The 23,121-nt window shown below is 37.6% G+C and carries 20 protein-coding genes; 15 read left to right on the forward strand and 5 right to left on the reverse strand.

The window, feature by feature from the left end:
- Positions 1-32: 32 nt before the first annotated feature.
- Positions 33-1,763 carry a protein-disulfide reductase DsbD gene (gene dsbD, locus ATCC51562_RS06770; RefSeq protein WP_021091433.1) on the forward strand — a complete coding sequence of 577 codons (1,731 nt, stop codon included), beginning with the start codon at positions 33-35 and terminating at the stop codon, positions 1,761-1,763.
- On the opposite strand, the gene nth is transcribed toward dsbD, so the two are convergent.
- Entirely contained in the window at positions 1,756-2,388 is a 633-nt protein-coding gene (gene nth / locus ATCC51562_RS06775) for an endonuclease III (protein WP_021091542.1), read from the reverse strand. The genes dsbD and nth overlap by 8 nt on opposite strands.
- Positions 2,389-2,483: 95 nt before the next feature.
- Between nth and ATCC51562_RS06780 the strand changes: the two genes are divergently transcribed.
- The 7 genes from ATCC51562_RS06780 to ATCC51562_RS06810 all read left to right on the forward strand — a co-directional run bounded on the left by ATCC51562_RS06780 (position 2,484) and on the right by ATCC51562_RS06810 (position 9,761).
- Complete coding sequence (locus ATCC51562_RS06780; protein ID WP_021091475.1) at positions 2,484-3,302, forward strand: peptidylprolyl isomerase; 819 nt, start codon at positions 2,484-2,486, stop codon at positions 3,300-3,302.
- Between the two features lie 15 nt (positions 3,303-3,317).
- Positions 3,318-4,382 carry a class II fructose-bisphosphate aldolase gene (gene fbaA, locus ATCC51562_RS06785; RefSeq protein WP_021091432.1) on the forward strand — a complete coding sequence of 355 codons (1,065 nt, stop codon included), beginning with the start codon at positions 3,318-3,320 and terminating at the stop codon, positions 4,380-4,382.
- 4 nt (positions 4,383-4,386) lie between these two features.
- The gene (locus ATCC51562_RS06790) at positions 4,387-5,700 is read left to right on the forward strand and encodes a MotA/TolQ/ExbB proton channel family protein (protein ID WP_021091509.1); all 1,314 of its coding nucleotides are present in this window, start codon (positions 4,387-4,389) and stop codon (positions 5,698-5,700) included.
- A complete protein-coding gene (locus ATCC51562_RS06795) occupies positions 5,697-6,788 on the forward strand; it encodes an OmpA family protein (RefSeq protein ID WP_035167526.1) in 1,092 nt (363 codons plus the stop codon). The genes ATCC51562_RS06790 and ATCC51562_RS06795 overlap by 4 nt, the downstream gene beginning before the upstream one ends.
- A complete protein-coding gene (locus ATCC51562_RS06800; RefSeq protein ID WP_021091481.1) occupies positions 6,781-7,632 on the forward strand; it encodes a pyridoxal-phosphate dependent enzyme in 852 nt (283 codons plus the stop codon). Before ATCC51562_RS06795 ends, ATCC51562_RS06800 begins: the two co-directional genes overlap by 8 nt.
- The gene (gene hisD, locus ATCC51562_RS06805; protein ID WP_021091427.1) at positions 7,629-8,921 is read left to right on the forward strand and encodes a histidinol dehydrogenase; all 1,293 of its coding nucleotides are present in this window, start codon (positions 7,629-7,631) and stop codon (positions 8,919-8,921) included. The genes ATCC51562_RS06800 and hisD overlap by 4 nt, the downstream gene beginning before the upstream one ends.
- Before the next feature lie 84 nt (positions 8,922-9,005).
- Positions 9,006-9,761, forward strand: a complete 756-nt coding sequence (locus tag ATCC51562_RS06810) for a flagellin (protein WP_021091540.1) — start codon at positions 9,006-9,008, stop codon at positions 9,759-9,761.
- A gap of 283 nt (positions 9,762-10,044) precedes the next feature.
- On the opposite strand, the gene ATCC51562_RS06815 is transcribed toward ATCC51562_RS06810, so the two are convergent.
- Positions 10,045-10,779: a HugZ family heme oxygenase gene (locus ATCC51562_RS06815; RefSeq protein ID WP_021091437.1), complete on the reverse strand. Its 735-nt coding sequence runs from the start codon at positions 10,777-10,779 to the stop codon at positions 10,045-10,047.
- A gap of 233 nt (positions 10,780-11,012) precedes the next feature.
- Between ATCC51562_RS06815 and ATCC51562_RS06820 the strand changes: the two genes are divergently transcribed.
- The 5 genes from ATCC51562_RS06820 to ATCC51562_RS06840 are packed head-to-tail and all read left to right on the forward strand — an operon-like array spanning position 11,013 to position 15,328.
- Positions 11,013-11,996 (forward strand): FecCD family ABC transporter permease, encoded by a 984-nt coding sequence (locus ATCC51562_RS06820; protein WP_021091435.1) that lies wholly within the window; start codon positions 11,013-11,015, stop codon positions 11,994-11,996.
- Positions 11,993-12,760 carry an ABC transporter ATP-binding protein gene (locus ATCC51562_RS06825; protein WP_021091462.1) on the forward strand — a complete coding sequence of 256 codons (768 nt, stop codon included), beginning with the start codon at positions 11,993-11,995 and terminating at the stop codon, positions 12,758-12,760. The genes ATCC51562_RS06820 and ATCC51562_RS06825 overlap by 4 nt, the downstream gene beginning before the upstream one ends.
- A gap of 19 nt (positions 12,761-12,779) precedes the next feature.
- On the forward strand, positions 12,780-13,589 hold the full coding sequence (locus ATCC51562_RS06830) for an ABC transporter substrate-binding protein (protein ID WP_021091482.1): 810 nt from the start codon (positions 12,780-12,782) through the stop codon (positions 13,587-13,589).
- A gap of 6 nt (positions 13,590-13,595) precedes the next feature.
- On the forward strand, positions 13,596-14,813 hold the full coding sequence (locus ATCC51562_RS06835; RefSeq protein WP_021091434.1) for a radical SAM protein: 1,218 nt from the start codon (positions 13,596-13,598) through the stop codon (positions 14,811-14,813).
- Complete coding sequence (locus ATCC51562_RS06840) at positions 14,810-15,328, forward strand: flavodoxin family protein (RefSeq protein ID WP_021091498.1); 519 nt, start codon at positions 14,810-14,812, stop codon at positions 15,326-15,328. Before ATCC51562_RS06835 ends, ATCC51562_RS06840 begins: the two co-directional genes overlap by 4 nt.
- 287 nt (positions 15,329-15,615) lie before the next feature.
- Here the strand turns inward: ATCC51562_RS06840 and rpoD are convergent, their stop codons facing one another.
- Both rpoD and ATCC51562_RS06850 read right to left on the reverse strand, forming a co-directional pair.
- On the reverse strand, positions 15,616-17,472 hold the full coding sequence (gene rpoD / locus ATCC51562_RS06845; RefSeq protein ID WP_021091519.1) for an RNA polymerase sigma factor RpoD: 1,857 nt from the start codon (positions 17,470-17,472) through the stop codon (positions 15,616-15,618).
- Positions 17,473-17,624: 152 nt separating this feature from the next.
- The gene (locus tag ATCC51562_RS06850; protein WP_021091450.1) at positions 17,625-20,591 is read right to left on the reverse strand and encodes a TonB-dependent receptor domain-containing protein; all 2,967 of its coding nucleotides are present in this window, start codon (positions 20,589-20,591) and stop codon (positions 17,625-17,627) included.
- A gap of 190 nt (positions 20,592-20,781) precedes the next feature.
- On the opposite strand from ATCC51562_RS06850, the gene ATCC51562_RS06855 reads away from it, so the two are divergent.
- On the forward strand, positions 20,782-21,591 hold the full coding sequence (locus ATCC51562_RS06855; protein WP_021091487.1) for a flagellar hook-basal body protein: 810 nt from the start codon (positions 20,782-20,784) through the stop codon (positions 21,589-21,591).
- A 15-nt stretch (positions 21,592-21,606) separates the two neighbouring features.
- Positions 21,607-22,395 carry a flagellar basal-body rod protein FlgG gene (gene flgG, locus ATCC51562_RS06860; RefSeq protein WP_021091447.1) on the forward strand — a complete coding sequence of 263 codons (789 nt, stop codon included), beginning with the start codon at positions 21,607-21,609 and terminating at the stop codon, positions 22,393-22,395.
- 185 nt (positions 22,396-22,580) lie between these two features.
- Here the strand turns inward: flgG and ATCC51562_RS06870 are convergent, their stop codons facing one another.
- Complete coding sequence (locus ATCC51562_RS06870; protein WP_021091521.1) at positions 22,581-23,027, reverse strand: tetratricopeptide repeat protein; 447 nt, start codon at positions 23,025-23,027, stop codon at positions 22,581-22,583.
- Between the last annotated feature and the right edge of the window lie 94 nt (positions 23,028-23,121).

Consider the following 23,121-nt stretch of genomic DNA (forward strand, 5'->3'; position numbering starts at 1 on the left):
AAATCATCTTTTTTAATTTAGCAAGGATTAGTATGTTTTTAAAATTTCTTTTTTCGATTATTTTATTTGTAGGCTCGCTTTTTGCCGAGGTTTTAGATGTTAGCAAAGCCTTTGTTTTAACCCCAAGCGTTGATAGTCAAAATGTTGAAGTGAAGTTTAACTTTGGTGAAAATATCTATCTTTATAAAGAGAGTTTTGAGATTAAGCTAGCTGGCAAAAAGATAAATGAGCTATTAAATTTGCCAAGTAGTGAAAATACGGGAGAATATGAAATTTATCCAAAAGATTTTTCGATTTTTATCCCATTAAATTTAGTAAAAGAAAATCTTTCAAATGGCAAAGCAATACTTGACATTAACTATCAAGGCTGTGCTAAAAACGGCATTTGCTACCGTCCACAAAGCAGAATTTATGAGATAACTGACCAAGCTGGAAAATTTAGCATCGCTACTTTTAAAAAAGAGCAAAAAAACGATACCGATAGCTTTGCTGAAGAATTTTCTAGCGAGCAAGATATTGCAAATGGGCTTGGAGATAAAAATTTCTTTATCTCGCTTCTTACTTTTTTTGGTTATGGTCTCTTGCTTTCACTAACACCTTGCGTCTTTCCGATGATACCGATACTTTCAAGCATAATCGTCTCAAAGGGTGCTAATTTAAATGCAAAAAAAGGCTTTTTACTATCATTTATCTATGTTGTCGCGATGAGCCTAGCTTATGCACTAGCTGGAGTGGCAGCTAGCCTACTTGGCTTTGGCATCGCAGGAGCTTTGCAAAATATCTATGTACTTGGCACTTTTGCGGCCATTTTTGTCATTTTAAGCTTTAGCATGTTTGGATTTTATGATATAAAATTGCCAGCAAAATTTGAAAATTTGATAAGTAAAAAATCGCAAAATAGTTCAGGCTATGTTGGAATTTTTATTATGGGTTTTGCCTCAGCTCTCATCGTATCACCTTGCGTAGCAGCACCATTAGCTGGCGCACTTCTTTATATCGCTCAAAGCGGAAATATCTTTTATGGTGGCATTATGCTTTTTGTCATGGGGCTTGGCATGGGCGTGCCACTACTTATTATCGGGCTAAGCTCTGGAAAGTTCTTGCCAAAACCTGGTAGTTGGATGGATGAAGTGAAAAAATTCTTTGGTTTTTTGATGCTCATCATGGCGGTTTGGATCCTTGCACGTGTACTTGGAGAATTTTTTGAGCTATTAGGATATGGCATTATAGGCGTTTTTATGGCAGTTTATTTTGGGGCATTTGAAGTAGCAGAGCAAAGCTGGGCTAAGTTTAAAAAAGCGTTTTTTATCCTAGTTTTTATATATTCGGTTATGCTAATAGTTGGTTCATTTTTGGGCTCAAAGGAGGCTTTCTCTCCACTTTCTGGACTAAAATTGGCAAAAAGTGATAGTGCATTAAAATTTAATTCCGTTAAAAATTTAGATGAACTAAATGAGATAATAAAAAACTCAAACAAGCCCGTTTTAGTAGATTTTTATGCTGATTGGTGTGTAAGCTGCAAAGAGATAGAAAAGATCACTTTTAAAGATATTGACGTTATGAATGCTTTGGCAAATTTTGCACTTATTCGTATCGATGTAACAAATGGTGGATCACAAAATGATGAGATGCTAAGAAATTTTGGGCTTATTGATCCGCCTGCACTCTTGTTATTTAGTGGCGGAGATGAGCTAAAATTTCTTAGAACTATCGGTTTCATAGATGCTAAAAATTTTCTAGCAAAGCTTGAGAAAATTAAATAATCTTGTCCTTGCTGTTGCAAAGATCATTTAATATACACTCATGGCAAAGCGGCTTTTTGGCTTTACAGGTGTAACGTCCAAAGAGCACCATGGCTTGATGAAGCTTACCAAGATCTGTTTTAAAGGCGTGGCTAAGATCAGCTTCAGTAGCTTCTGGTGTTTTTGCATGACTAAGATCAAGTCTGTGTGCCACTCTAAAAACGTGTGTATCAACAGCCATAACATTTGCATTTGTAGCTTCTAAAAGCACGACATGAGCGGTCTTTTGTCCAACTCCAGCAAGCGCTTTTAGCTTCTCTTCATCAAGCGGAATTTCTCCATTATAAAGCTCAACCACGCTGTTTGCCATTTTGATTAAATTTACCGCTTTGTTATTAAAAAAGCTGCACGAATTTATCATTAGTTTTAGGCTTGCTAAATTTGCGCTAGCTAGCTCATAGACATCTTTATATGCTTCAAATAAAGCTGGAGTTATTAAATTTACTCTTTTGTCGGTGCACTGGGCTGAGAGCATGACGCAGACAAGAAGTTCATATAAATTTCTAAATTTAAGCTCGCTTTTGGCGTCTTTAAACTCTTCTAAAAGTCTTCTTTTTATCTCTAAAATATCTTTTTTTGTTCTCATTTTCGTATTTTATCTTATTTTCTTAAGTTAAATGAAAAGTTATCGCTTTATTTGATATAATCTTGCCCATAAAATCAATTTTTTAAAGGATTTATATGAAAAAATTTTTGTTTCCAGCAGTTTTAAGTTTAGCGGCAGCTGTTACTCTAAATGCAGCAGTAGTTGCAACAGTTGATGGTGATGCTATAAGCGATAGCGATATTTCAAGCCTTTTATCAGCAGCCATGCCAGGATTTGATGCTAGCAAGCTTCAACCAAATGAGAAAAAACGTATTATCGACGATCTAATAAATAGAAAACTTCTTTTAAAAGATGCTAAGTCAAGCGGTATCGAAAAAGATGTAGAGTACATCAAAGCTGTAAAAGCAGCGCAAGAAGGTATCGCGGTTGAGCTTTATATGAGAAAGCTTTTTGATGGCATAAAAGTAAGTGATAACGAACTAAAAGATTTTTACAATAAAAACAAAGCTAGCATGAACCAACCAGCTCAAGCAAGAGCAAGACATATCTTAGTTGAAGATGAAAAAACAGCAAACGACATCATCGCTCAACTTAAAAATTTAAAAGGCGAGGCGCTAACTAAGAAATTTGCAGAGCTAGCAAGCCAAAAATCAATCGACAAAGGCTCAGCAGCACACGGTGGCGAGCTTGGCTGGTTTGGTCAAAGCCAAATGGTAAAACCTTTTGCAGACGCAGCATTTTCAATGGCTAATGGCACAGTTTCAACTAAGCCAGTTAAAACTCAGTTTGGCTACCATGTTATCTTAAAAGAAGATGGCAAAGCTGCTGGCACTGTAAGCTTTGAGCAAGCAAAAGCAGAGATCGAGCAAGCTGTAAAAATGGAGAAATTCCAAGCTGCTGTTAGACAAAAAAGTGAAGCTCTACGCCAAAAAGCGAAGATAGAATATAAGTAAAATTTGGAGGATAAAATGGGCGTTTTAGATATCGTAAAACCTGGTGTTTTAAGCGGAGATGATGTAACAAAACTTTATGCTTATGCCAAAGAGCAAGGTTTTGCAATACCTGCTGTAAATGTCGTAGGCAGCGACTCAGTAAATGCTGTTTTAGAAGCGGCAAAGGTTGCTAACTCGCCTGTTATCGTTCAGTTTAGTAATGGCGGTGCAGGTTTTTACGCTGGTAAAGCCTGCGAAAACGCAGCCGTTCTTGGTGCGATCGCTGGAGCAAAGCACGTTCATTTACTTGCCCAGGCTTATGGCGTGCCAGTCATTTTACACACTGACCACGCTGCTAGAAAGCTCTTACCTTGGATAGATGAGTTAGTAAAAGCAAGCCATGAGTATAAAAAAACTCACGGCGTGCCACTTTTTAGCTCTCACATGCTTGATCTTAGCGAAGAGAATATCAACGAAAATTTAAGCACGTGCGAGAAGTATCTAAAAGAGCTTAGCGAGCTTGGCATCAGCCTTGAGATCGAGCTAGGCGTCACTGGTGGCGAAGAAGATGGCGTGGATAATACAAGCGTTGATAATGCGCTTCTTTACACTCAGCCAGAAGATGTCGCACTTGCTTATGAAAGACTAAGCAAAATAAGCGATAAATTTAGTATCGCAGCTAGTTTTGGCAACGTTCATGGTGTCTATAAACCGGGCAATGTCGTGCTAAGACCAGAAATTCTTAAAAACTCACAAGCCTATGTCGCTAAGAAATTTAACACAAAAAGCGACAAGCCAGTAAATTTTGTATTTCACGGCGGAAGTGGCAGCGAGCTAAAAGATATCAAAAATGCTGTTAGCTACGGCGTTATCAAGATGAACATTGACACCGATACGCAGTGGGCTTTCTGGGACGGCGTGCGTGAGTATGAGGCCAAAAATAGAGCATACTTACAAGGTCAGATCGGCAACCCAGAGGGCGATGATAAGCCAAATAAAAAATACTACGATCCAAGGAAATGGCTAAGAAGTGGCGAGGAGAGCATGGTTAAGCGTCTTCAGACTGCTTTTAGCGACTTAAACTGCCTAAATAGGAACTAATCCTATGCAAAATCAAAATGATTTTAGTGAGCTAAGCGTGCCAAAAGAGCGCCAAGCTCACTCTTTCTTTGTCTTTTTTAAAGTTATCTTTATCCCTTTAGCTATCTACATCTTGGCGATACTAGCGTATCTTGGCGTTATAAATTTTCAGATGAAGCTTCACACCATCGTGATGATGGGCGTTATACTCTTTGTCGCTTTTATATTTTCACGTCACAGTGCTTTGGTAGCTTACTCAAATTTCTTGGCAAATGCCAAAGACTACAAGATAAGGCTAAAAGAATTTATCATCGCTCATCTTTTTGAAATTTCAGGCGTCAAAAAGGCAAACGCTAAATTTGAAGATTTTTTCGAGAGTTATACAAGAAATTTTAGAAATGACAACCTAGCAAACATCGGCCAAGCAGTCTTTCCTATGCTTGGAATTTTGGGTACATTTATCAGCATCGCCATCTCTATGCCAGAGTTTAGCTCTAATACTACAGATGGTCTTGAAAAAGAGATCGCTATACTACTAAATGGCGTATCTACGGCGTTTTATGTATCGATCTATGGTATTTTTTTAGCGCTTTGGTGGATGTTTTTTGAAAAGATCGGCGTTAGTAAATTTGAGAAATTTTACAGCGAGCAAAAAGAGCTTAGCCGTGAGTTTTTCTGGCAGGAAAATGAACTAAATGCAAATTTCATGAAAGCAAGTGTTAGCTACTTTAAAGATAGTAATGATGCTTTTAAAATGGCGCTTGACGATAAATTTTTAAGAAATTTAAACGATCAGGTAAATGAAAAATTTGACAAACTAAAAGAGCTTTGTGAAATAGAGAAAAATATCATAAATCAAAGCAAGGCAGAGCTTAGCGCAAGTTTAAAAATGCTAAATGAATCTGGGCTAAAACAAGATGAATTTGTAAAGATTCACTCCGACATACTAAAGGCAGTTAGTGCGTTTTCTAATGCCTTTAAAGATATGGAGGTTAAAATTTTAACCGAGCATGCAAAGCTTGGCGAAATTTTTAGCAGAAATTTAAACACTACAAAAGAGAGCCAGCTAAAATTTGAGCAGACTATCAAGAGTTTTGATGCCATTTTGAAAGAATTTTCTCTCTCTTTGATGAAAGAGCAAAACGACGCACTAAAGGCATTTAGAGCCTCGCTTGTTGAGAGTGCTACGATATTTAAAGCCGCATATGAGCAAGAGGGCAGGAGCTTGGAGCGTGAGAAAGAACGCGAGAGCTTGATCGCTGAGCTTAAGAAAAACATAGACGAGATCGATAAAGAAGCAAATTCTGTAATAGAAAAAATCGAAAATCTAGTGCAATGAAAATAAACAAAAATAACGAAGATCAATCGAGCTTTTGGGTTTCGTACGCAGACTTGATGGCGGGTCTGCTCTTTGTTTTTATGCTGCTAATCGGCGCTGTCGTCGTAAAATACGTCCTAACTCAAAACACTCTTGAAAATAAAGAGCAAGCCATCATCACAGCTTTAGCAAATTTAAAAGATGTCCAGGGCAAGAATTTTACCCTTGAAGAGCTAAATGAAGCCCTAAAAAGTGAGCTTTCAAAGATAAGTGACGAAAACATAAATTTAAAAAAGTCAAATGAAATTTTTGTCATCCAAATAGATGCCCTAAAAGAAAAACTGGCCCAGCTTATAGAGCAAAACAAGGATGCAAATGCGAGCATAAAAGAGCTAAACGCTAGCATTTTTGATCTAAATCAAAAGATGATCGTGCTAAATGATGAAATTTCATCAAAAGATAGAGCGCTTAGTGACGCAAACGAAAGCAGTGAGAAAAATTTAGCCAAGATCGCCTTTTTGCTTGAGCAAGTGAGCCAAAGAGAGGCTAGATATGACGAGCTTTTAAGGGACTTAAACGTCACTCGTGACAGAGTGAAAAATTTAACCGGTATCAGAGTAAAAGTGATTTCAGCCTTAAAAGATAGATTGGGATCAAGTATTGAGATCGATCCAAACTCAGGCGCGCTAAAGCTTAGCTCCTCAGTACTTTTTGATAAAGGAAGTGCGGTCTTAAAAGAAGAGGTAAAAGAGGAGCTAAAGGCGACACTTGGTAAGTATTTTGACGTGCTTTTAAATGATAAGGATATCGCGTCAAATATTGATCAAATCATAATCGAAGGTTTTACAGATAGCGACGGAAGCTATATTTATAACCTAGAGCTTTCACAAAAAAGAGCTTATGCGGTGATGGAATTTATAAATTCATTTAGTGGTGATACTCGCCTTAGAAAGCTACTTGTCGCAAGCGGGCGAAGCTACAACGAGCTAGTTTTTAAAGACGGAGCCGAGGACAAGGACGCTTCAAGGCGTATCGAGATCAAATTTTCACTCTCAAACAAAGAGGCTATCAACGAGATAGAGAAATTTTTGGAGTTTAAGGGTGATTGATAAAATTTGCTTAAGAGGGCGAGAATTTTGGCTTTTAAGAGATGATCTGCTAGGCGAGTTTAACGGCAATAAAGCAAGAAAGCTAGAGTATTTTTTAAACGCTGATCTTAGCGCCATCAAAGCCATCGTATCTCACGGCTCAAGCCAGTCAAATGCGATGTATAGCCTAAGCCTTTTTGCTAAGCTAAAAGGGCTTAAATTTTACTACGTCGTCTCTCATCTAAGCTCAAATTTAGAGCAAGATCCGGTTGGAAATTTCAAATTTGCACTTGAAAATGGTATGGAAATTTTTGTAAAAGAGCAGCGTGAGAAATTTGCTAAGGAACTAGCAAAGAGCCAAAACGCGCTTTTTATAAACGAGGGCGTAGCGCAAAGTGAAGCCGAGTTTGGCTTTATCACACAAGCAAATGAGATAAATGAGTGGAGCAAAAAAAGTGGCATAAGGCCTGATATCTTCTTGCCCTCAGGCACTGGCACAAGCGCATGCTACCTAGCAAAACATACCGATCTTAGAGTTTTTACAGCCCCTTGCGTGGGGGACAGTGACTATCTAAAAAAGCAAATTTATGAGCTAGATAAAGATAGCAAAGTGCAAATTTTAAATCCGCCAAAGAAGTATCATTTTGGGAATTTATACCAAGAGCTTTATGAAATTTGGCTAGAGGCTTGCAAAAGTGGCGTGGAATTTGACCTAGTGTATGACCCTGTTGGCTTTATCACGCTTTTTGCAAATTTAGATAAGCTTGGAGCTGAAATTTTATATATCCACCAGGGCGGAATTTTAGGTAACATTACACAAAGACAAAGATACGAGAGAAAATTAAAATTAAAGGAGCATAAATGAAATTTTTTCATAGTAGTGACGCTGATTTTGAGAGTAAATTTTTACAGCTTGTTAAACGAAGTGATAATGACATGAGTGCTGTAATGCCGGTGGTTGCTGGAATAATAGATGAGATAAGAAAAGATGGCGATAGTGCACTTTTTGCGCAGATAAGTAAATTTGATAAATTTAATGTCACAAGTAAAAACGACATAATAATCGACGTAAAAGAGATGGAGGCTGCCTATAATTCACTAGATAATGCTTTGAGAGTAGCTTTAAATTTAGCTCACGATAGGATAAAAAGCTATCATGAGCGCACAAAACCAAGCGACTGGACATATAAAGATGAACACGACATCTTGCTAGGCGCAAAATACACAGCGGTTGACCGCGCTGGCCTTTATATCCCAGGTGGCAAGGCGGCTTATCCTAGCTCGCTTCTTATGAACGCGATCCCAGCGATCGTAGCTGGAGTAAAAGAGATCGTAGTTTGCACCCCAGCGCCAAATGGCAAGGTAAATACCTTGCTTCTTGCGGCAATGCATCTTTGTGGCATAAAGACAGCCTTTAAAATAGGCGGCGCAAGCGCGATCGCAGCGATGGCATACGGAACCGAAACGGTGCCAAAGGTCGATGTCATCACAGGACCTGGCAATATCTACGTAGCGACTGCTAAAAAGCTAGTTTATGGCGACGTAAATATTGATATGATCGCTGGTCCAAGCGAGATAGGCGTCATCGCTGATGATAGTGCCGATCCTCGCCACATAGCTATCGATATGCTCTCTCAAGCTGAGCACGACGAGATCGCAAGTGCCTTTTTGATAACGCCAGTGGAAGCTTTCGCAAGGGCTGTGCAAAGACACATTGAAGATGAGCTAAAGACACTAAAACGTGAGCCAATCGCAAGTGCAAGCATAAGAAATAAAGCTGCAATAATAGTGGCAAAAGATTTAAAAGAGTGTTTTACTCTCATGAATGAGCTTGCTGTTGAGCACCTAGAGATTGCTACAAACGATGCTTTAAGTTATATAGATGATGTGACTCACGCGGGTGCTATATTTTTTGGACATTTTACACCTGAAGCGATGGGAGATTATATCGCTGGACCAAATCACACATTGCCAACTGGTGGAAGCGCGAGATTTTACTCGCCACTTGGAGTTGAAAATTTCATGAAGCGAAGTTCGATCATTTCAGTAAGTAAAAAAGGTATCATGCATCTTGGCAAATCGTGCATGCAGCTAGCTGAAGCTGAAGGACTAACCGCTCATAAAAAATCAGTTGCGGTGAGACTAGAAGAGTAAAGAAAAATGGATTTTATAGAGATTTTGCAACTTTTTATAGAATTTATAGTAGAATCCATAGCGAATTATTAAAAAGGAGTTGTTATGAAGTTAGGAACTTATACTACAAACCAGGCTTCAGGAAACTATTATTTAGATCAGGCAAAAAATAGCGAGAAGAAAGCGCTAAATGCTATCTCTGCAAACAGCGAGATCAAAGCATCAGGTGCAAATTTGCAAATCGCAGAGAGTTTGCTTTCGCAAACAAATGTCTTGAACAAAGGTTTGGCAAATGCAAACGATATGATCGGTATGCTTCAAATCGCTGACTCAACGCTTTTAAATTTGAGTAAAAGTACAGATAGAATAGGCGAGCTTTCAAGTAAGCTTACAAATCCTACTCTCTCAGCAAATGAACAAAAAGGCATAAAGAGCGAAATCAACGCACTAAGAAATGCTATGAATGATAGTGTAAAAGAGGCTAAATTTAATGGCAAAAATGTATTTGATGCTGAGCTTGGATTTTTTACAGGCGAGAGTACAAAAAATATAAATTTAGGCACAAACGCTCTTTTAAATGTAAAAGATGACGGCTCAAATACAGGCGAAATTTTAAAAAATATAAATTCACTTCGCTCAGAGATCGGATCAACACAAAATGCTGTATTTAGAGGTATAAATGCTCTAGCCGCAAGAAGTGTGGCGAATGCTAATAGTGTAGAGAACCTTGATAGTAGCGACATCGCAAAGAGCTTGGAAGAAAATTTACAAGCAAATTTAAAACTTCATGCTGCGAGCTTAGCTAAAGCTCATGATACTACGAGCTTGGCCGCAAAACTAGATAAACTTCTAGCTGAATAAATTTTTACCGGTCTTGCACCGGTAAATTCTTTTTTAGTTTCTAATAAATTTTTTATAATGATCCTATCTTATTTGGATGACATAAATTTATGGTTTAGATTGTATATATAGGTACATTAAGGAATTTTGATGCTAGATTTTCTCGAGTTCAGGCAAACCCAAACCATTTTTATGATAACAAGCAAAAATATCACGGCTTGTATCTTTTAAAATTTTACAGCAACGCAAAAAATAAATTTTATGAGGTATAAATTTGTAAGACCAAACGGTCTTACAAAAGTGACTATTTTTTAGTGTGAGGGTTGTTTACTCTACCACTATCGACAACTTGGAGTCCTACTGTGTCATATGCTGCGCCAAAGCCTTTTACATATCTACCTTTTGTTGGGGTAAGTTTTACTATATAGAAGTCTTTCATCTCTTTAATAAATGCAAGTGCTGATTCATTTGCAAAGGCACTCTCAAATTTTGATATAAATTCATCTCTTGCACTGTCGCTCATAAACTCAGCTTTAGCTTCAAAGCTTACTCTTACACGAGCAAATAGACTTTTTGCGTCTTTTTCATCCTGAATAAAAAGGAGTGAAATTTTATCCGGGTTTTGTTTTATTGAGTGGTAGTGATCTGCTACTGATGATATGCAGATATAAAACTCATCGTTTTCTTTTATGAAAGGTGAATACGACGAAACCGCTTGTCCGTCAAGAACGCTTGAGATCACAACAGTCTTAAAGCTATTTATAAATTTCATCATTCCGCCTTGCACACTAGAGCTGTTTGTATCGCCCTTGATGCTCATATAAAGCTCGATGATCGACTCTCTAAAACCATCTCCGCCTGCTTTGCTTAAAAATGGTACAAATGTTTTTGCCTGATCACATGTTATTTCCATGCCATCTTCGTTTATATCAGTCATTTTGACATTTGTAGGCTCAGCTACGCCGCTAAATTTCTTACAAAACTCGATCACTATATCCAAATGATCCTTATTCATGTGGTTTAATGCTCTTTGTTTCAAAACTGTTCTCCTTATAAAAATAAAATTAAAAATCGCAAAATCATACTAAAGAAAACTTAAAATTGATTAAAATTATCATTAATATTTTTAAAGCGAGAATTAAGCTTATTTTTTTAAAATTACGAGTTAAAAATAATATTTTAGAAAATTTATATCTTTTATTTAAAATTATATTTTCTGCTTATTTTTATGCTTTTTTGTTGTCTTTAGCTATTTGTATTAAAAGGAAATTTATGCAGGGTAGTACCAAGCTTGCCATTTTGCTTATTATGCTTATTTTTTTGCTCTCTTTTATCTCGCTTAGTATAGGCGGTTCTGACATAAGCATGAGTGAGATTTTAAATTTTATATTTAATAACAAAATAGACGAGATGAAAGAGACCATCTTGTTTGATATTAGACTACCAAGGCTTGTAATGGCTCTGCTTATAGGTATGCTTTTGGCTAGCTCGGGTGTTGTAACGCAAAGCGTCTTTTTAAATCCGCTTGCAGACCCATATATCATCGGCATAGCCGCATCTGCTACATTTGGAGCAGTAGTGGCATATCTTCTTGGCTTATCTGAAATTTATTATGGGATCTTTGCTTTTTTGTCTTCGAGCTTGCTTACACTTGCTATTTTTGGAGTTTACAACCGTAGTCGCTCTATTGCTACACTTCTTATAATTGGTATCGCTTTTTCATCATTTCTAGGAGCATTTACGAGTTTTGCGACATATCTTATCGGTGAGGATAGCTTTAAGATAGTGGCATGGATGATGGGTTATTTAGGTTCTGCTTCATGGCAAAAGGTCGGCATTATCGCTGTTCCACTTATCTTTTGCATGATATATTTTTATCTAAAACGCTTTGAGTTAACGATACTTTTAAGCGGGGAAGACGAGGCAAAAAGCCTTGGTATAGATGTTGATGCACTTAAAAAGCGTCTGCTTGTCATAGCTTCGCTCACGGTTGCTTTTTCAGTCGCATTTACCGGTATGATAGGCTTTGTTGGACTTATCATTCCACACTCTTTTAGAATGCTTTTAAATACTTCAAACAATGCCATTTTGTTACCACTTTCTACTCTTGGAGGAGGAGCGTTTTTACTAGCTTGTGACGTGGTGGGAAAGAGTGTTTTAAGTCCGGTTGAAGTGCCAGTTGGCGTTATTAGTGCATTTTTTGGAGCGCCATTTTTTCTATTTTTAGCACTTTATCTAAAAAGGAGTGTGCATTGAGCGTAGAAGTGTCAAACTTAAGCTTTTCATATGCGCAAACAAGTGTGCTAAAAAATATAAGCTTTACTGCCAAAAGTGGAAAATTTATAGGTCTTTTGGGATCTAATGGATGTGGCAAATCAACACTTTTAAAATGTATCTTAAATTTGCTTTCTCCAAGCGCTGGAAGTGTCAAAATTTTAGAAAAAGATGTACAAAGCTACAACACAAAGGAGCTTGCAAGAACGACTAGTTTTGTACCTCAAAAAAGTGCACTTACGATGCCATTAAGTGTTTTTGAGCTTGTTTTGATGGGTAGATATGCTCATCTAAAAAGCTCTTTTAGTGGTTATAGCTCTCACGATATTGCTCTAGTTGATGAGGCTTTGCAGACTTTTGGACTGGCTAAATTTAAAGACCGAGTGGCAAACTCACTAAGTGGTGGCGAATTTGCTAGAGCTTTGCTTGCTCGTGCAATAGTTAGCGAGCCTAAAGTTTTACTGCTTGATGAACCTACATCAGCCCTTGATCTAAGCCACGCTATAGAGGTATTAAAGCTTTGCTCGCATCTTACTCGTGAGCTAAATTTAGTCACCATAGCGGTGCTTCATGATCTAAATTTAGCCTCACTGATATGCGATGAAATTTTAATGCTAAAAGATGGTGTGATAGCTCATAAAGGGAGTGTTAGAGAGCTTTATAATCCAGAAATTTTAGATGAAATTTACGGCCTTAAGGCAGATATCATATATAAAAATGATATGCCATTTGTTTTACCAAAATGATAATTTTAAAGGAGATTTCATGAAAAAATTATTTTTAGTTTTTGCGTTTTTGCTCGGTTTTGGCGGTGTTAGCCTAAGTGCTAAAAATATCGTTGTGCTCGATCCTGCAGTGGTTGAGATGATGTATATGTTGGAGGCTGAAGATCAGATCGTAGCTATTTCTACTCTTGAGTTTGGCAAGATTTGGCCTGAGGATAAGACTGAAAAGCTAAAGAGCGTTGGCACTTATACAAAGCCAAATTTAGAGCGTATAGTCGAGCTAAAGCCTGATCTTGTAGTTACTAGCTTTCACTCTGATGGTGTAAATGCCGACCTTGCTAAATTTGGTATAAATACACTTACAATGCAGGCAAATAGTGTAGATGATATTTGTAAAAATATAGAAAAAATGGGCGATATCACAGGCAAAAAAGAGCGTGCTGGCGAGCTTGCGGCTAAGATAAAGCAGGACTTTTTAAAATTTCAAAACTCAAATTTAAGCGGTAAGAAAATTTTAGGCGTTTATGCAGCTACCCCACTAGTTGCTTTTAACGATGCTAGCTTACCTGGGGATATGTTTACTAAATTTGGTATGAAAAACGTAGCAGGTGGGCTGGCTGGAGCGATGCCTATTGTCCAAAATGAGTTTATCCTAGCGCAAAATCCAGACTTCATAATAGTTGTAGGTATGAAAGATGGCAGTGATTTTTTATCGCAGAATCCAGTACTAAAAGCAACTAGTGCAGCCAAGAACTCTAAAATTTTAAACGTCCCATCAAATCTTGTCTTGCGCGGTACGCCTCGCATAAATGAGGCCGCAAATGAGCTATTTAACATGCTTAATAAGTGAGTATAAATGTTTAACAAACGTATAAAAGGACATAGCGTAGCTCCTTCAAAAAGACCTGATATGGTGAGTGAAGATGAGCTATGGGAATTTTTAGAGAGTGCACCAGATGAAAATGAAGGAGTGATCTATATTCATGTGCCGTTTTGTGATAACATTTGCTCGTTTTGCTCGATGAATAGGACAAAGCTCGAAGATGAGCTTGATGAGTATACAAAATTTCTACTAAGCGAGATAGAAAAATACTCCGCCACGAACTACTTAAAAAGCAAGAAAATAGGTAGTGTATATTTTGGTGGCGGCACCCCAACGATATTAAAAGAGAGACACTTAGAGCAGGTGATAAACGCACTTAAGGGTAGTTTTAATATCCTGCCCGAGTGTGAATTTAGCCTAGAAAGTACGCTTCATAACCTAAATATAAGCAAGCTTCGCCTTTTAAACAAGCTTGGCGTAAATCGATACAGTATCGGCGTGCAAACATTTAGTGAGGCTGGCAGAAAGCTGCTAAATCGCACACATAGTTCAGATGGAGCCGTAAAACATCTACGTGATCTGCGTGAGAAATTTAGTGGAATGCTTTGTGCTGATATTATATATAACTATCCTAATGAAAGCATCGATGAGGTAGTAAGAGATGCTAAGCTAGTGCGTGAGCTTGGCATTGATAGTGCGAGTTTTTATTCGCTTCAGTTTTTAGATGGCTCAGTGCTTAGCAAGACCATAAGCGAGGATTACTATGACGTGGAAGTGGATAAGAGCTTGCACCACGCATTTTTAGACGAAATTTTAAGTCAAGGCGACTATGAAATTTTAGAGTATACAAAGGTGGCCAAAAAGGGTAGGGACCAATATAAATATATAAGACTATCTCACGTGGGTGCTGATGTCTTGCCTCTTGGAAAAGGAGCTGGCGGCAGGCTAGGGGAGTTTGGCATCTATAATATGAGTCAAAAGATGAAAGTTATGGGTCGCATGACTGCTAGGCAGATGGAGTTTGATAGATTTGTAAATCTTTTTCAGTATCCACAAATAAGCCTTGAGCGTGTTTTTAAATTTGTGAGCCAGACGTGTGCTAATGAGCTTATGGATCTTTTTAAAAAATGTGAGGAAAGTGGATATCTAAAAATCGAAAACGACTCTTTAAATTTTACAAAAGATGGCGTATTTTGGGGAAATTCTATCGCAAATGCAGTGATGGAAATTTCTAAGAAGGAGTTTTTATGAAAAGTATTGTGATATATACATCAAAAAGTGGAAATACAAAAAAGATAGCAGAGGCTATTGCTGGTGAGCTTAGCTGTGAGGCGATAAATTTTGCCAATGCGGGCAAGATAAATTTGAGCGAGTTTGACTTTATCGCGCTTGGATACTATATAGATCAGGGCTCACCGGAGAAGGAATTTAAAAAATTTATCTCTCAAAGTGTAAAAAATAAAAAAGTAGGCTTTTTTATAACCCTTGGTGCTGATGTGCCAAGTGCGCATGCCACGCAGGCGATAGATCAAGGTAAAGAGCTATTTGTGCAAAATGGCAATGAAATTTTGCGCACGTTTATATGTCAAGGTGCGATTGCTCCTGAAGTAATAGAGCAACTAAAAAAACTTGGTAAAGCTATGCCTGATGATCCGAGATTTGCTCTAACGCCTGAGCGACTAGAGCGATGGGAGCGAGCCAAAACGCACCCAGATGAGGCTGATGTAGAGGCCGCAAAGAAAGCGTTTAGAGGAGTTAAAATTTAAACTCATTTTGTGTCTATTTTTACTTTAAAATTTTAATGATCTTGCAAATTTTATTTTCATTAGTGAGTGTAATATGATTATGAGATGATAATCCATTCTCGCTAGTGAATAGGAAACTAAAATTTACTGCAACAATATGCTCTAAAAGTTAACTAGCTTTGTAGATTTTAGCTTTGTTGCTTTTGCAACTAAAATTTATGTGGGAGATATTTGCTTTAATGTGAGTATAAATTTTTGATTTTATGTTCTAGCTCAAATTTGTGGGAAATTTGAGCTAGATTAAGACTTTAGCCCTCGATGTAGTTTTTGAGTTTTCTACCAACTTTTGGGTGTTTTAGTTTTTTGATAGCTGAGCTTTCTATTTGGCGGACACGCTCACGAGTGACATTTAGTGCCTTACCGATCTCTTCAAGTGTACGGTCGCTCTCATCTTCAAGCAGACCAAATCTCATCGAAATAACCGCTTTTTCCCGCTCATTTAGCTGTGAAAGCACATCATCTATCTGCTCTCTGAGGTCACTTTTTAAAATTTGCTCAATTGGAGAAAGTGAGCTTTTATCCTCTACAAAATCTCCAAATTTTCCGTCCTCTTCGTTTGCGATAGGAGCTTCAAGACTGATCGGCTCTTTTGTGATCTTGATGACTTGTTTTACCTTATCAACACTTAGCCCAACCTCTTTTGCGATAACGCTTACATCAGGCTCTTTTCCCTCTTCTTGGAGGTATTTGCGGTTTATTTTGTTGATACGATTTATCGTCTCTATCATATGGATAGGTATCCTAATCGTCCTTGCCTGATCGGCGATCGCACGCGAAATAGCCTGGCGGATCCACCATGTGGCGTAGGTTGAAAATTTATAACCTTTTCTGTATTCAAATTTATCAACCGCCTTCATAAGGCCGATGTTGCCCTCTTGGATGAGATCTAAAAATGGCAAGCCCCTGTTTGTATAGCGTTTAGCGATACTTACAACTAGACGGAGGTTTGACTTAGCCATTCTAGCTTTTGCCTCGTCAGAAATTTTCTTTCCGCGTTTGATCTGCTCTAAAATTTCTTTTAGCCTTGTTGGCTCAAGATCAAAGCCTTGCTTGCTTGCCTCTTTTGTAGTAAATAGCTTTTTGATCTCGACATAAGTTGAGACCATCGTAGCTTCTGGCACGCGAGCTGCGATCTCTTCTTTGCTTAGCTTGATGATATCCTTTAGTATGCTTTTGTGATTTTTTTTAAGCTCGTCGCTAAACATTGGTAAGCGATACTCCAAGCGTTTTAGCTCTCTGTCAAATTCATCGTCGCTTTTTAGCGCTGTCTCCATTGATTTTACGATCTCGCTAATTAACTTGCTTGTTGGGCCAAGATCCATTAGCTTCTCTTTTAAAATTTTCTTTTTAAATGCAAGAGTCATCTTTGAAGCCGTGTCATCGCTTTCTACTTTATCTTGTTTATTTGCAGTCTTTAGCCACTCTTTTTTTGCCTTTTCAAGGGCCTTGAAACTCTCTATAACTTTTTCAGCACGTTTATCGTTTTTGGCTGATTTTTTAGGAGCTTCATTTTCTTCGTTCTCTTCATCTTCTTCATCTATATCGTCTTCGCTATCTTCATTCTCTTCGTTTTCACTCTCGTCTTCAAAGCTCTTAAAAAGCTCTTTTACACGGCGCTCTCTATTGATGAGTGGCTCTTTATAGTCAAGTATGAAGTCAATCAAAAATGGCACCGAACAAAATGCATCGATAATGATATCTTCGCCAAGCTCGATTCTTTTGCTGATCTCTACCTCTTCATCTTTTGTAAGAAGCGCGATCTGACCCATTTCTCTTAGATACATCCTTACAGGACTATCTGATCTTGACCACTCTAAAAGGTCACTTTCGCCTGAAAGATCGAGATCCTCGTCGATATCTTGATCACTTTTTTGAGCATTTTCTTGGCGTTTTTTAGCATCGGCTAAATTTCTAAGCTTTGCGGCCTCAGCAGATGTGATGAGCTGGACTTTGTTTGTTTTTGCTAGTTGTTCTATCTTTTTTACTATCGTAGCAGTCGGAGCTTTGTCTAATAATTTTACTAATTTTTCGTATGTCAAAAAGCCTTTTGCATTTTCAGCGAAAAGCTCTTCTATCTGAGAAAAAGAGTCTTTTGCGGCGCTCATAAATTTCCTTTCGAATCGTCTAATTGTGATTTAAGTGTTGTTTAAAAGAAAGTGGATTATACCCAAATTTTTAAAAAAGTGCATCAAAACAGTGAAATTTTATCTATACAAAGCTACCGCAAAAGTCTAAAATTGCGGTAGCTATAAAATTATTAAAACGTCATTTCAAATGTTAGCTTGAAATTTCTACCAGGTGAGTAAAATCTAGCAAGGCCCCTGCCAGTTTCTTTATTTACCATATTATTTGTGCCAAAAGTCCTTATACTTCTTGCACTATCCCAGCTTGTATATTTTTTATCTGTGATGTTATACACACCTGCCGTAAATGTGAAATTTTTCATCGGTCTGTAAAATGCTACAAAATCAAATAGACTGTATGTATTACTGACATATCTAACATACGTATTTTTTGCATCTGGATCGTCTTTGGCATAGATATTGTAAGTATCTTCTGGACGTTTTGCTTTTACGTGTGTCATATATAGATTTGCTCCAAATTTATTATTTCTTGTGTGATATCCGACGTTATAAACAAATTTTGCTGGCTGAATGGCATTCATTGGAGCGTCTAGCTTGCCGCTCTCATCTACCGACATTCTACCTTTTTGATATAGGTATTTATAGCCGACATTAAAGCCACTTAGCCCACTATAAGCTTGCTCTAGGTCTAGATTCGCACTTAGCTCAACACCTCTTACGCGAGCCCTTGCTCTATTTACATTTTGGTACATTTCTACTGGCATTCTACTACCGGCATTTCCGTATGTTAACGTGCCACGACCGATGTACTTTAGATCGATGAAATTTTTATAATCAGTTTGAAAGAGATTTATTGTAAAAAAGCTAGGTGAGTTATGAAGAGTTAGGGCAAATTCTTTTGTCATTGCGATCTCGGGCTGAAGGGCTAAATTTGGAAATATCGTAAAATCAGGATGTTGAAATGTAAAATAAATTTCATCAGATGTTGGGGCTCTAAAGCCATTTGCGTATTTTGCCTGAAGTCTTACGTGATCAAATGGATCAAAATTTGTCGCAAGTGAATATGAATGATGTGTAAAATCCCTCTTTTGACTTGCTAGGTATAGTGCATTTTCTTCGGCATTTTTGGTTTTTATCCTTTTTGCTTCTTCTTTATTAGTGCCAGGCGGTATGGTAAAAGGTATAAAAACACCAGCAAAAAGATCAGTTGGTAGCTTTGGTGTTTTGCCTGGTATATAGCTTGGATTGTGTGTTATTTTGTCAAATCTATAGTTTAAATCAACGCTTAAAATTTCAGTCAAAGATATATCATCACCTAGATAAAATGCCTTTGTCTTCGTCTCAACTGGTATTAAGAAGCTAAACGTATCATCTTCATGGCTACAAAGTGTTGTAAATTCGTTTCCTTTATATGGCATACACTTATTTGGTTTCCAGTCGCCAAGTATAGCGGCTCCCTTGCTTGCATCAGCCTTGCCAAAAAAGTATTTTGCCCACCATGCTTTGTTGTATGCTTCGTATCCTTGTCTATTTGTCATACTTTTATCTGTTTGGTTATAAAGCCCACCGTATTTTAAGGCGTGATCCATTTTAAATAGACTAAATTCCTTTGTCGCATCTAAATTTAGCTGTTTTGTATCGGTATTTAGATCCCTATCTTTCCAGTTATTTTCAATGTATCCTGGAGCTCTTGGCAAAAATAGTTCCTCCCCTCCTGGGGTTTTTGGGGTAATCTCTGCATATTTTCCATTTCCATCTGGCATATCTTTTGGAGTTAGATTATAAGTTTTGTATGTATAGGTATTTTTATCAAAAAGAGTTAGTGGTTTTGAGCAGTCGTATTGGTTACAATCAACATAAATATTAGATGCTCCAGATAAAAGAGATGGTTTGTTTGATATACCTTCATAAAAAGTATCTTTTACCTCGTCTCCATGACTATCAACTACTATATTTTCATCATAAAAAAAATTAGCTCCAGGATAGAATTCTTTTTGTATTGTTTTAGTGCTTAGCTCACCACCATATTTATCCACCAGTTTACCTTCGTTATTTAACTTTAATCCTGATGGATTTAGCAGGCCCTGACAGTCGTTTTTATCGCAGTACTCATCAGTCCTTGCTTTTAGCTGGATCTTTTGTTTTGAGTAGGTTAGCTTCATGCTATCCCAAAGTGGATTTTCATCGTAGTTTTCGTATGTGTAAAAGATATTTTCGCGCTTATTTTTGTCATTTACGTGCCTTGTGTCGGTGCTATAGACTATGTCATTTGTATTACCACTTTGAAAAAGAGCAAATTTATACGACCAGTCAGTTCCCATTGTCTCTTTTGTGCTTCTGTCAATACCTACGCTAAAGCGATTAGTCTCATTAAAATTTACGCCAAATTTAAACAGTCTACTATCTGTTTTTATGGAGTAAGGATCTGGCTTTTCTCTCTCTTTGCCTAGTACGCTATCATCGTATGTTTTGTATCCCCAGTTTTTCATCTCATGACCATCTCTTTTTGTAGTGATAAAGAGTATGTCAAACCACTTCGCACGTGCAGCCATGGTGTGAGAAAAAAGACTTTCGTCATTTGCTGAGGATTTTTGTGCTTTAAAGCCGTAAAACCAGTCTTTTTCTGTAAGATAATCTCTAGCGTCCTTTGTTTCAAACATCACGGAGCCACCAAGTGCGCCTGAGCCAGTTTTTATGCTATCTGCACCTTTTGTAATATTTACTTGTTGGATATTTTCTATCTCGACACCATTTCTTGTGTTGTTAAAATTTCCATATCCTTCAAAGAGATCCTTAAAGCCCTGTGATGAAAGTGTTTCAGCTTGATTAAGTCCATCGATACTGATAGCTACGCGGTTTTCATCAACGCCTCTTATAGCATATCCGCTAGAGCCAAAGCGACCAGTCTCAACTACGCTGACACCAGTATCATAGCGCACCATATCTCTAGTATCGCTTACTTGTTGTTTCGTAAGATCACTTGCCGTCTTTTTTACTTCACTAATCTTTTTATTCTTTACGTTTTCTTCTTCTGCAGTTACCTCTACTCCGCCAAGTTCAACTTCTTTTATATTCTCACTTTCTTGGGCCAACAAATTTAAGCCAGCACAAAGCAAAACAACTAGTGAAGTCTTTTTCATAATAATATGTATCCTTTTTTGTATTTTTATTGTTTTTAATAGTCATTATCTATATTGAAGTCGCGAATCTTAACATTAAATAAATAAATTATTCATTAAACTTTATGAAATATTTAATAGTTAAAAAATTAAAATTTTGGAACAGCTATTGCTTTAAAAATCGTGACAATAATTAATTTTAGGAAAATGCATGCAAAATGGTTATTATCAAGCCACTGCTGGCATGGTAGCGCAGTTTAACAGACTAAATGTAATCTCAAACAACCTTGCAAATGTAAATACGATCGGCTATAAGCGAAATGATGTAGTTATCGGTGACTTTGCGAGAATTTTTAAAGAAACACAAGATGAGCTTCCGCTTAAAAATCACACAAAAGATGGAGCTAAATTTTTAAATAGAACGCTTGATCGCGTACCACAAGTGAGCGAAGAATACACCGACTTTAGTGCCGGTGGCTTTAAATACAGCTCAAACACGCTTGACTTTGCGATAAAAAGAGATGACGCGTTTTTCTTAGTTGATACCCCAAATGGTGTAAAGCTTAGCAAAAACGGCTCTTTTAGCCTTGACGGCGACGGCTACATCGTCACAAAAGAGGGCTATAAGGTGCTGCCAAGTGGTTACGAGGCGCAAAACCCTGGACAAAGAGGCATCCAAGTGCCACAAGGCGAGGTGCTAACTGCTGATAAAAATGGAAATTTATACTCAAATAACAATCAATTTTCTAAATTTTTTATCGCTCAGCCAAGGGAGATAAGAGATCTCAAAAAGGTTGGAGATAACCTTTTTGAGAGTAGAAATTTTGATGACATCACAGAGCTTGAAGAAGCTGATAGTGTGATGCAAGGATATGCTCAGATGTCAAACGTAAACCCAGTTTTAGAAATGGTTGGTCTAATAGAAACCCAGCGCTTAGTTGATATGTATCAAAAGGTTATGACAAGCCACATGAACGATCTTAACCAAGATGCTGTTCAAAAACTAGCTCTAAAAGCTTAATAAAAGGATAAAACTATGATGAGATCACTTTACACTGCGGCCACTGGCATGATAGCTCAGCAGACGCAGATAGACGTAACCTCACACAACATCGCAAACGTAAATACTTATGGATATAAGAAAAATAGGGCTGAATTTGCTGATCTTATGTATCAAGTTATGGAGTACGCAGGTACGGCTACAAGCCAGACTACCACAAGCCCAACAGGCATTGAAGTGGGTCTTGGCGTGCGTCCAACGGCGATAAATAAAATTTTCTCTCAGGGCTATTTCAAAGAGACCAGCAACAACCTAGATATGGTAATAGCGGGCAATGGATTTTTTCAGATTCAGCTGCCTGATGGCACAACAGCCTATACTAGAAATGGCGCATTTAAGCTTGATGCAAACGGCACTATTGTAAATAGCGATGGCTATCAACTCATCCCTCAGATCACAGTCCCTGCAAATGCGACGCAAATTTCTATCGGCACAGATGGCACCGTATCAGTGCTCCAAGCAGGTGAGAGAGAGATGGCTCAGATAGGTCAGATCGAGCTAGCAAATTTCATAAACCCAGCCGGCCTTCACTCAATGGGCGACAACAACTACCTAGAAACAAGCGCTAGCGGTAATGTTGTGGTAGGCGTTGCGGGACTTGACGGACTTGGTACGATCAGACAAGGATTTGTCGAGATGAGTAACGTCCAGTTGGTTGAAGAGATGACTGATCTTATCACTGGTCAGCGCGCATACGAGGCAAACTCAAAGGCGATAACTACGAGTGATTCGATGCTTGAAATAGTAAATGGACTTAAAAGGTAGGTAGTATGAACGCGACTCTAGCTATCGTTGGGCTTATACTACTTTCTTTCATGCTTGAGGTATTTTGCTTTTTAAACAAAACGCCAAAAGGCAAGGACTCGATAAAATAGACTCATTAATTTGGGCAAAATTAAAATTTGGCACATCTCGTCTAAAATTTCTGTTTTTAGGAGCAAGAATGAAAGTTACTGAGAAATTTTTAAGCTACTGCATGCTTCTTCCAAATCAAGCTCGCAGGCTTTTTTGTAGTAGTTTTTTGCTCTATTTTTATCTTTTGGTATACCAGTATCTCCGGTTTCGTAGATAAGTGCAAGGGTGTAGCAAGCAAATGCATTTTTTAGTTCGCAAGCCTTATTATAAAGCTTAAGCCCTTCTTCTTTTTCTTGTGCTAGGGTGTCTCTTTGTAGATATGTATTTCCTAAAAATAGACAGCTATGTGGATTGCCTAGCTCACAGGCCTTGTTTGCCATAGCTGCCATTTTATCGCGCTCATTTTTGTCAAGGTAGATATATATAAGATCGGTGCAGCTTTCTACGTTATTTAAAACGCACTCACTTTCAAGCTTAGTCGTATCAAAATTTTTACCCCAAGAGAAAAGAACACAAAATAAAATTAAAATTATCTTTTTCATCTTTTAACTCCAAAAATTTCTATCATTTTATAAAATTAGCTCCATTTTTACTCTAAATTTTTCAAATTTTGCTAACATTTCGGCTTTTTATGAA

It is taken from the genome of Campylobacter concisus ATCC 51562 (assembly GCF_000466745.1).
Classification (GTDB): domain Bacteria; phylum Campylobacterota; class Campylobacteria; order Campylobacterales; family Campylobacteraceae; genus Campylobacter_A; species Campylobacter_A concisus_B.

Excerpts from the sequence above, each read along its gene's own strand:
- dsbD (WP_021091433.1), top strand. The coding sequence starts at position 33 with ATGTTTTTAAAATTTCTTTTTTCGATTATTTTATTTGTAGGCTCGCTT.
- rpoD (WP_021091519.1), bottom strand. The coding sequence starts at position 17,472 with ATGAGCGCCGCAAAAGACTCTTTTTCTCAGATAGAAGAGCTTTTCGCT.
- ATCC51562_RS06820 (WP_021091435.1), top strand. The coding sequence starts at position 11,013 with ATGCAGGGTAGTACCAAGCTTGCCATTTTGCTTATTATGCTTATTTTT.
- ATCC51562_RS06795 (WP_035167526.1), top strand. The coding sequence starts at position 5,697 with ATGAAAATAAACAAAAATAACGAAGATCAATCGAGCTTTTGGGTTTCG.
- hisD (WP_021091427.1), top strand. The coding sequence starts at position 7,629 with ATGAAATTTTTTCATAGTAGTGACGCTGATTTTGAGAGTAAATTTTTA.
- flgG (WP_021091447.1), top strand. The coding sequence starts at position 21,607 with ATGATGAGATCACTTTACACTGCGGCCACTGGCATGATAGCTCAGCAG.
- ATCC51562_RS06810 (WP_021091540.1), top strand. The coding sequence starts at position 9,006 with ATGAAGTTAGGAACTTATACTACAAACCAGGCTTCAGGAAACTATTAT.
- ATCC51562_RS06835 (WP_021091434.1), top strand. The coding sequence starts at position 13,596 with ATGTTTAACAAACGTATAAAAGGACATAGCGTAGCTCCTTCAAAAAGA.
- ATCC51562_RS06855 (WP_021091487.1), top strand. The coding sequence starts at position 20,782 with ATGCAAAATGGTTATTATCAAGCCACTGCTGGCATGGTAGCGCAGTTT.
- ATCC51562_RS06850 (WP_021091450.1), bottom strand. The coding sequence starts at position 20,591 with ATGAAAAAGACTTCACTAGTTGTTTTGCTTTGTGCTGGCTTAAATTTG.
- ATCC51562_RS06870 (WP_021091521.1), bottom strand. The coding sequence starts at position 23,027 with ATGAAAAAGATAATTTTAATTTTATTTTGTGTTCTTTTCTCTTGGGGT.
- ATCC51562_RS06830 (WP_021091482.1), top strand. The coding sequence starts at position 12,780 with ATGAAAAAATTATTTTTAGTTTTTGCGTTTTTGCTCGGTTTTGGCGGT.
- nth (WP_021091542.1), bottom strand. The coding sequence starts at position 2,388 with ATGAGAACAAAAAAAGATATTTTAGAGATAAAAAGAAGACTTTTAGAA.
- ATCC51562_RS06790 (WP_021091509.1), top strand. The coding sequence starts at position 4,387 with ATGCAAAATCAAAATGATTTTAGTGAGCTAAGCGTGCCAAAAGAGCGC.
- ATCC51562_RS06780 (WP_021091475.1), top strand. The coding sequence starts at position 2,484 with ATGAAAAAATTTTTGTTTCCAGCAGTTTTAAGTTTAGCGGCAGCTGTT.
- ATCC51562_RS06840 (WP_021091498.1), top strand. The coding sequence starts at position 14,810 with ATGAAAAGTATTGTGATATATACATCAAAAAGTGGAAATACAAAAAAG.
- fbaA (WP_021091432.1), top strand. The coding sequence starts at position 3,318 with ATGGGCGTTTTAGATATCGTAAAACCTGGTGTTTTAAGCGGAGATGAT.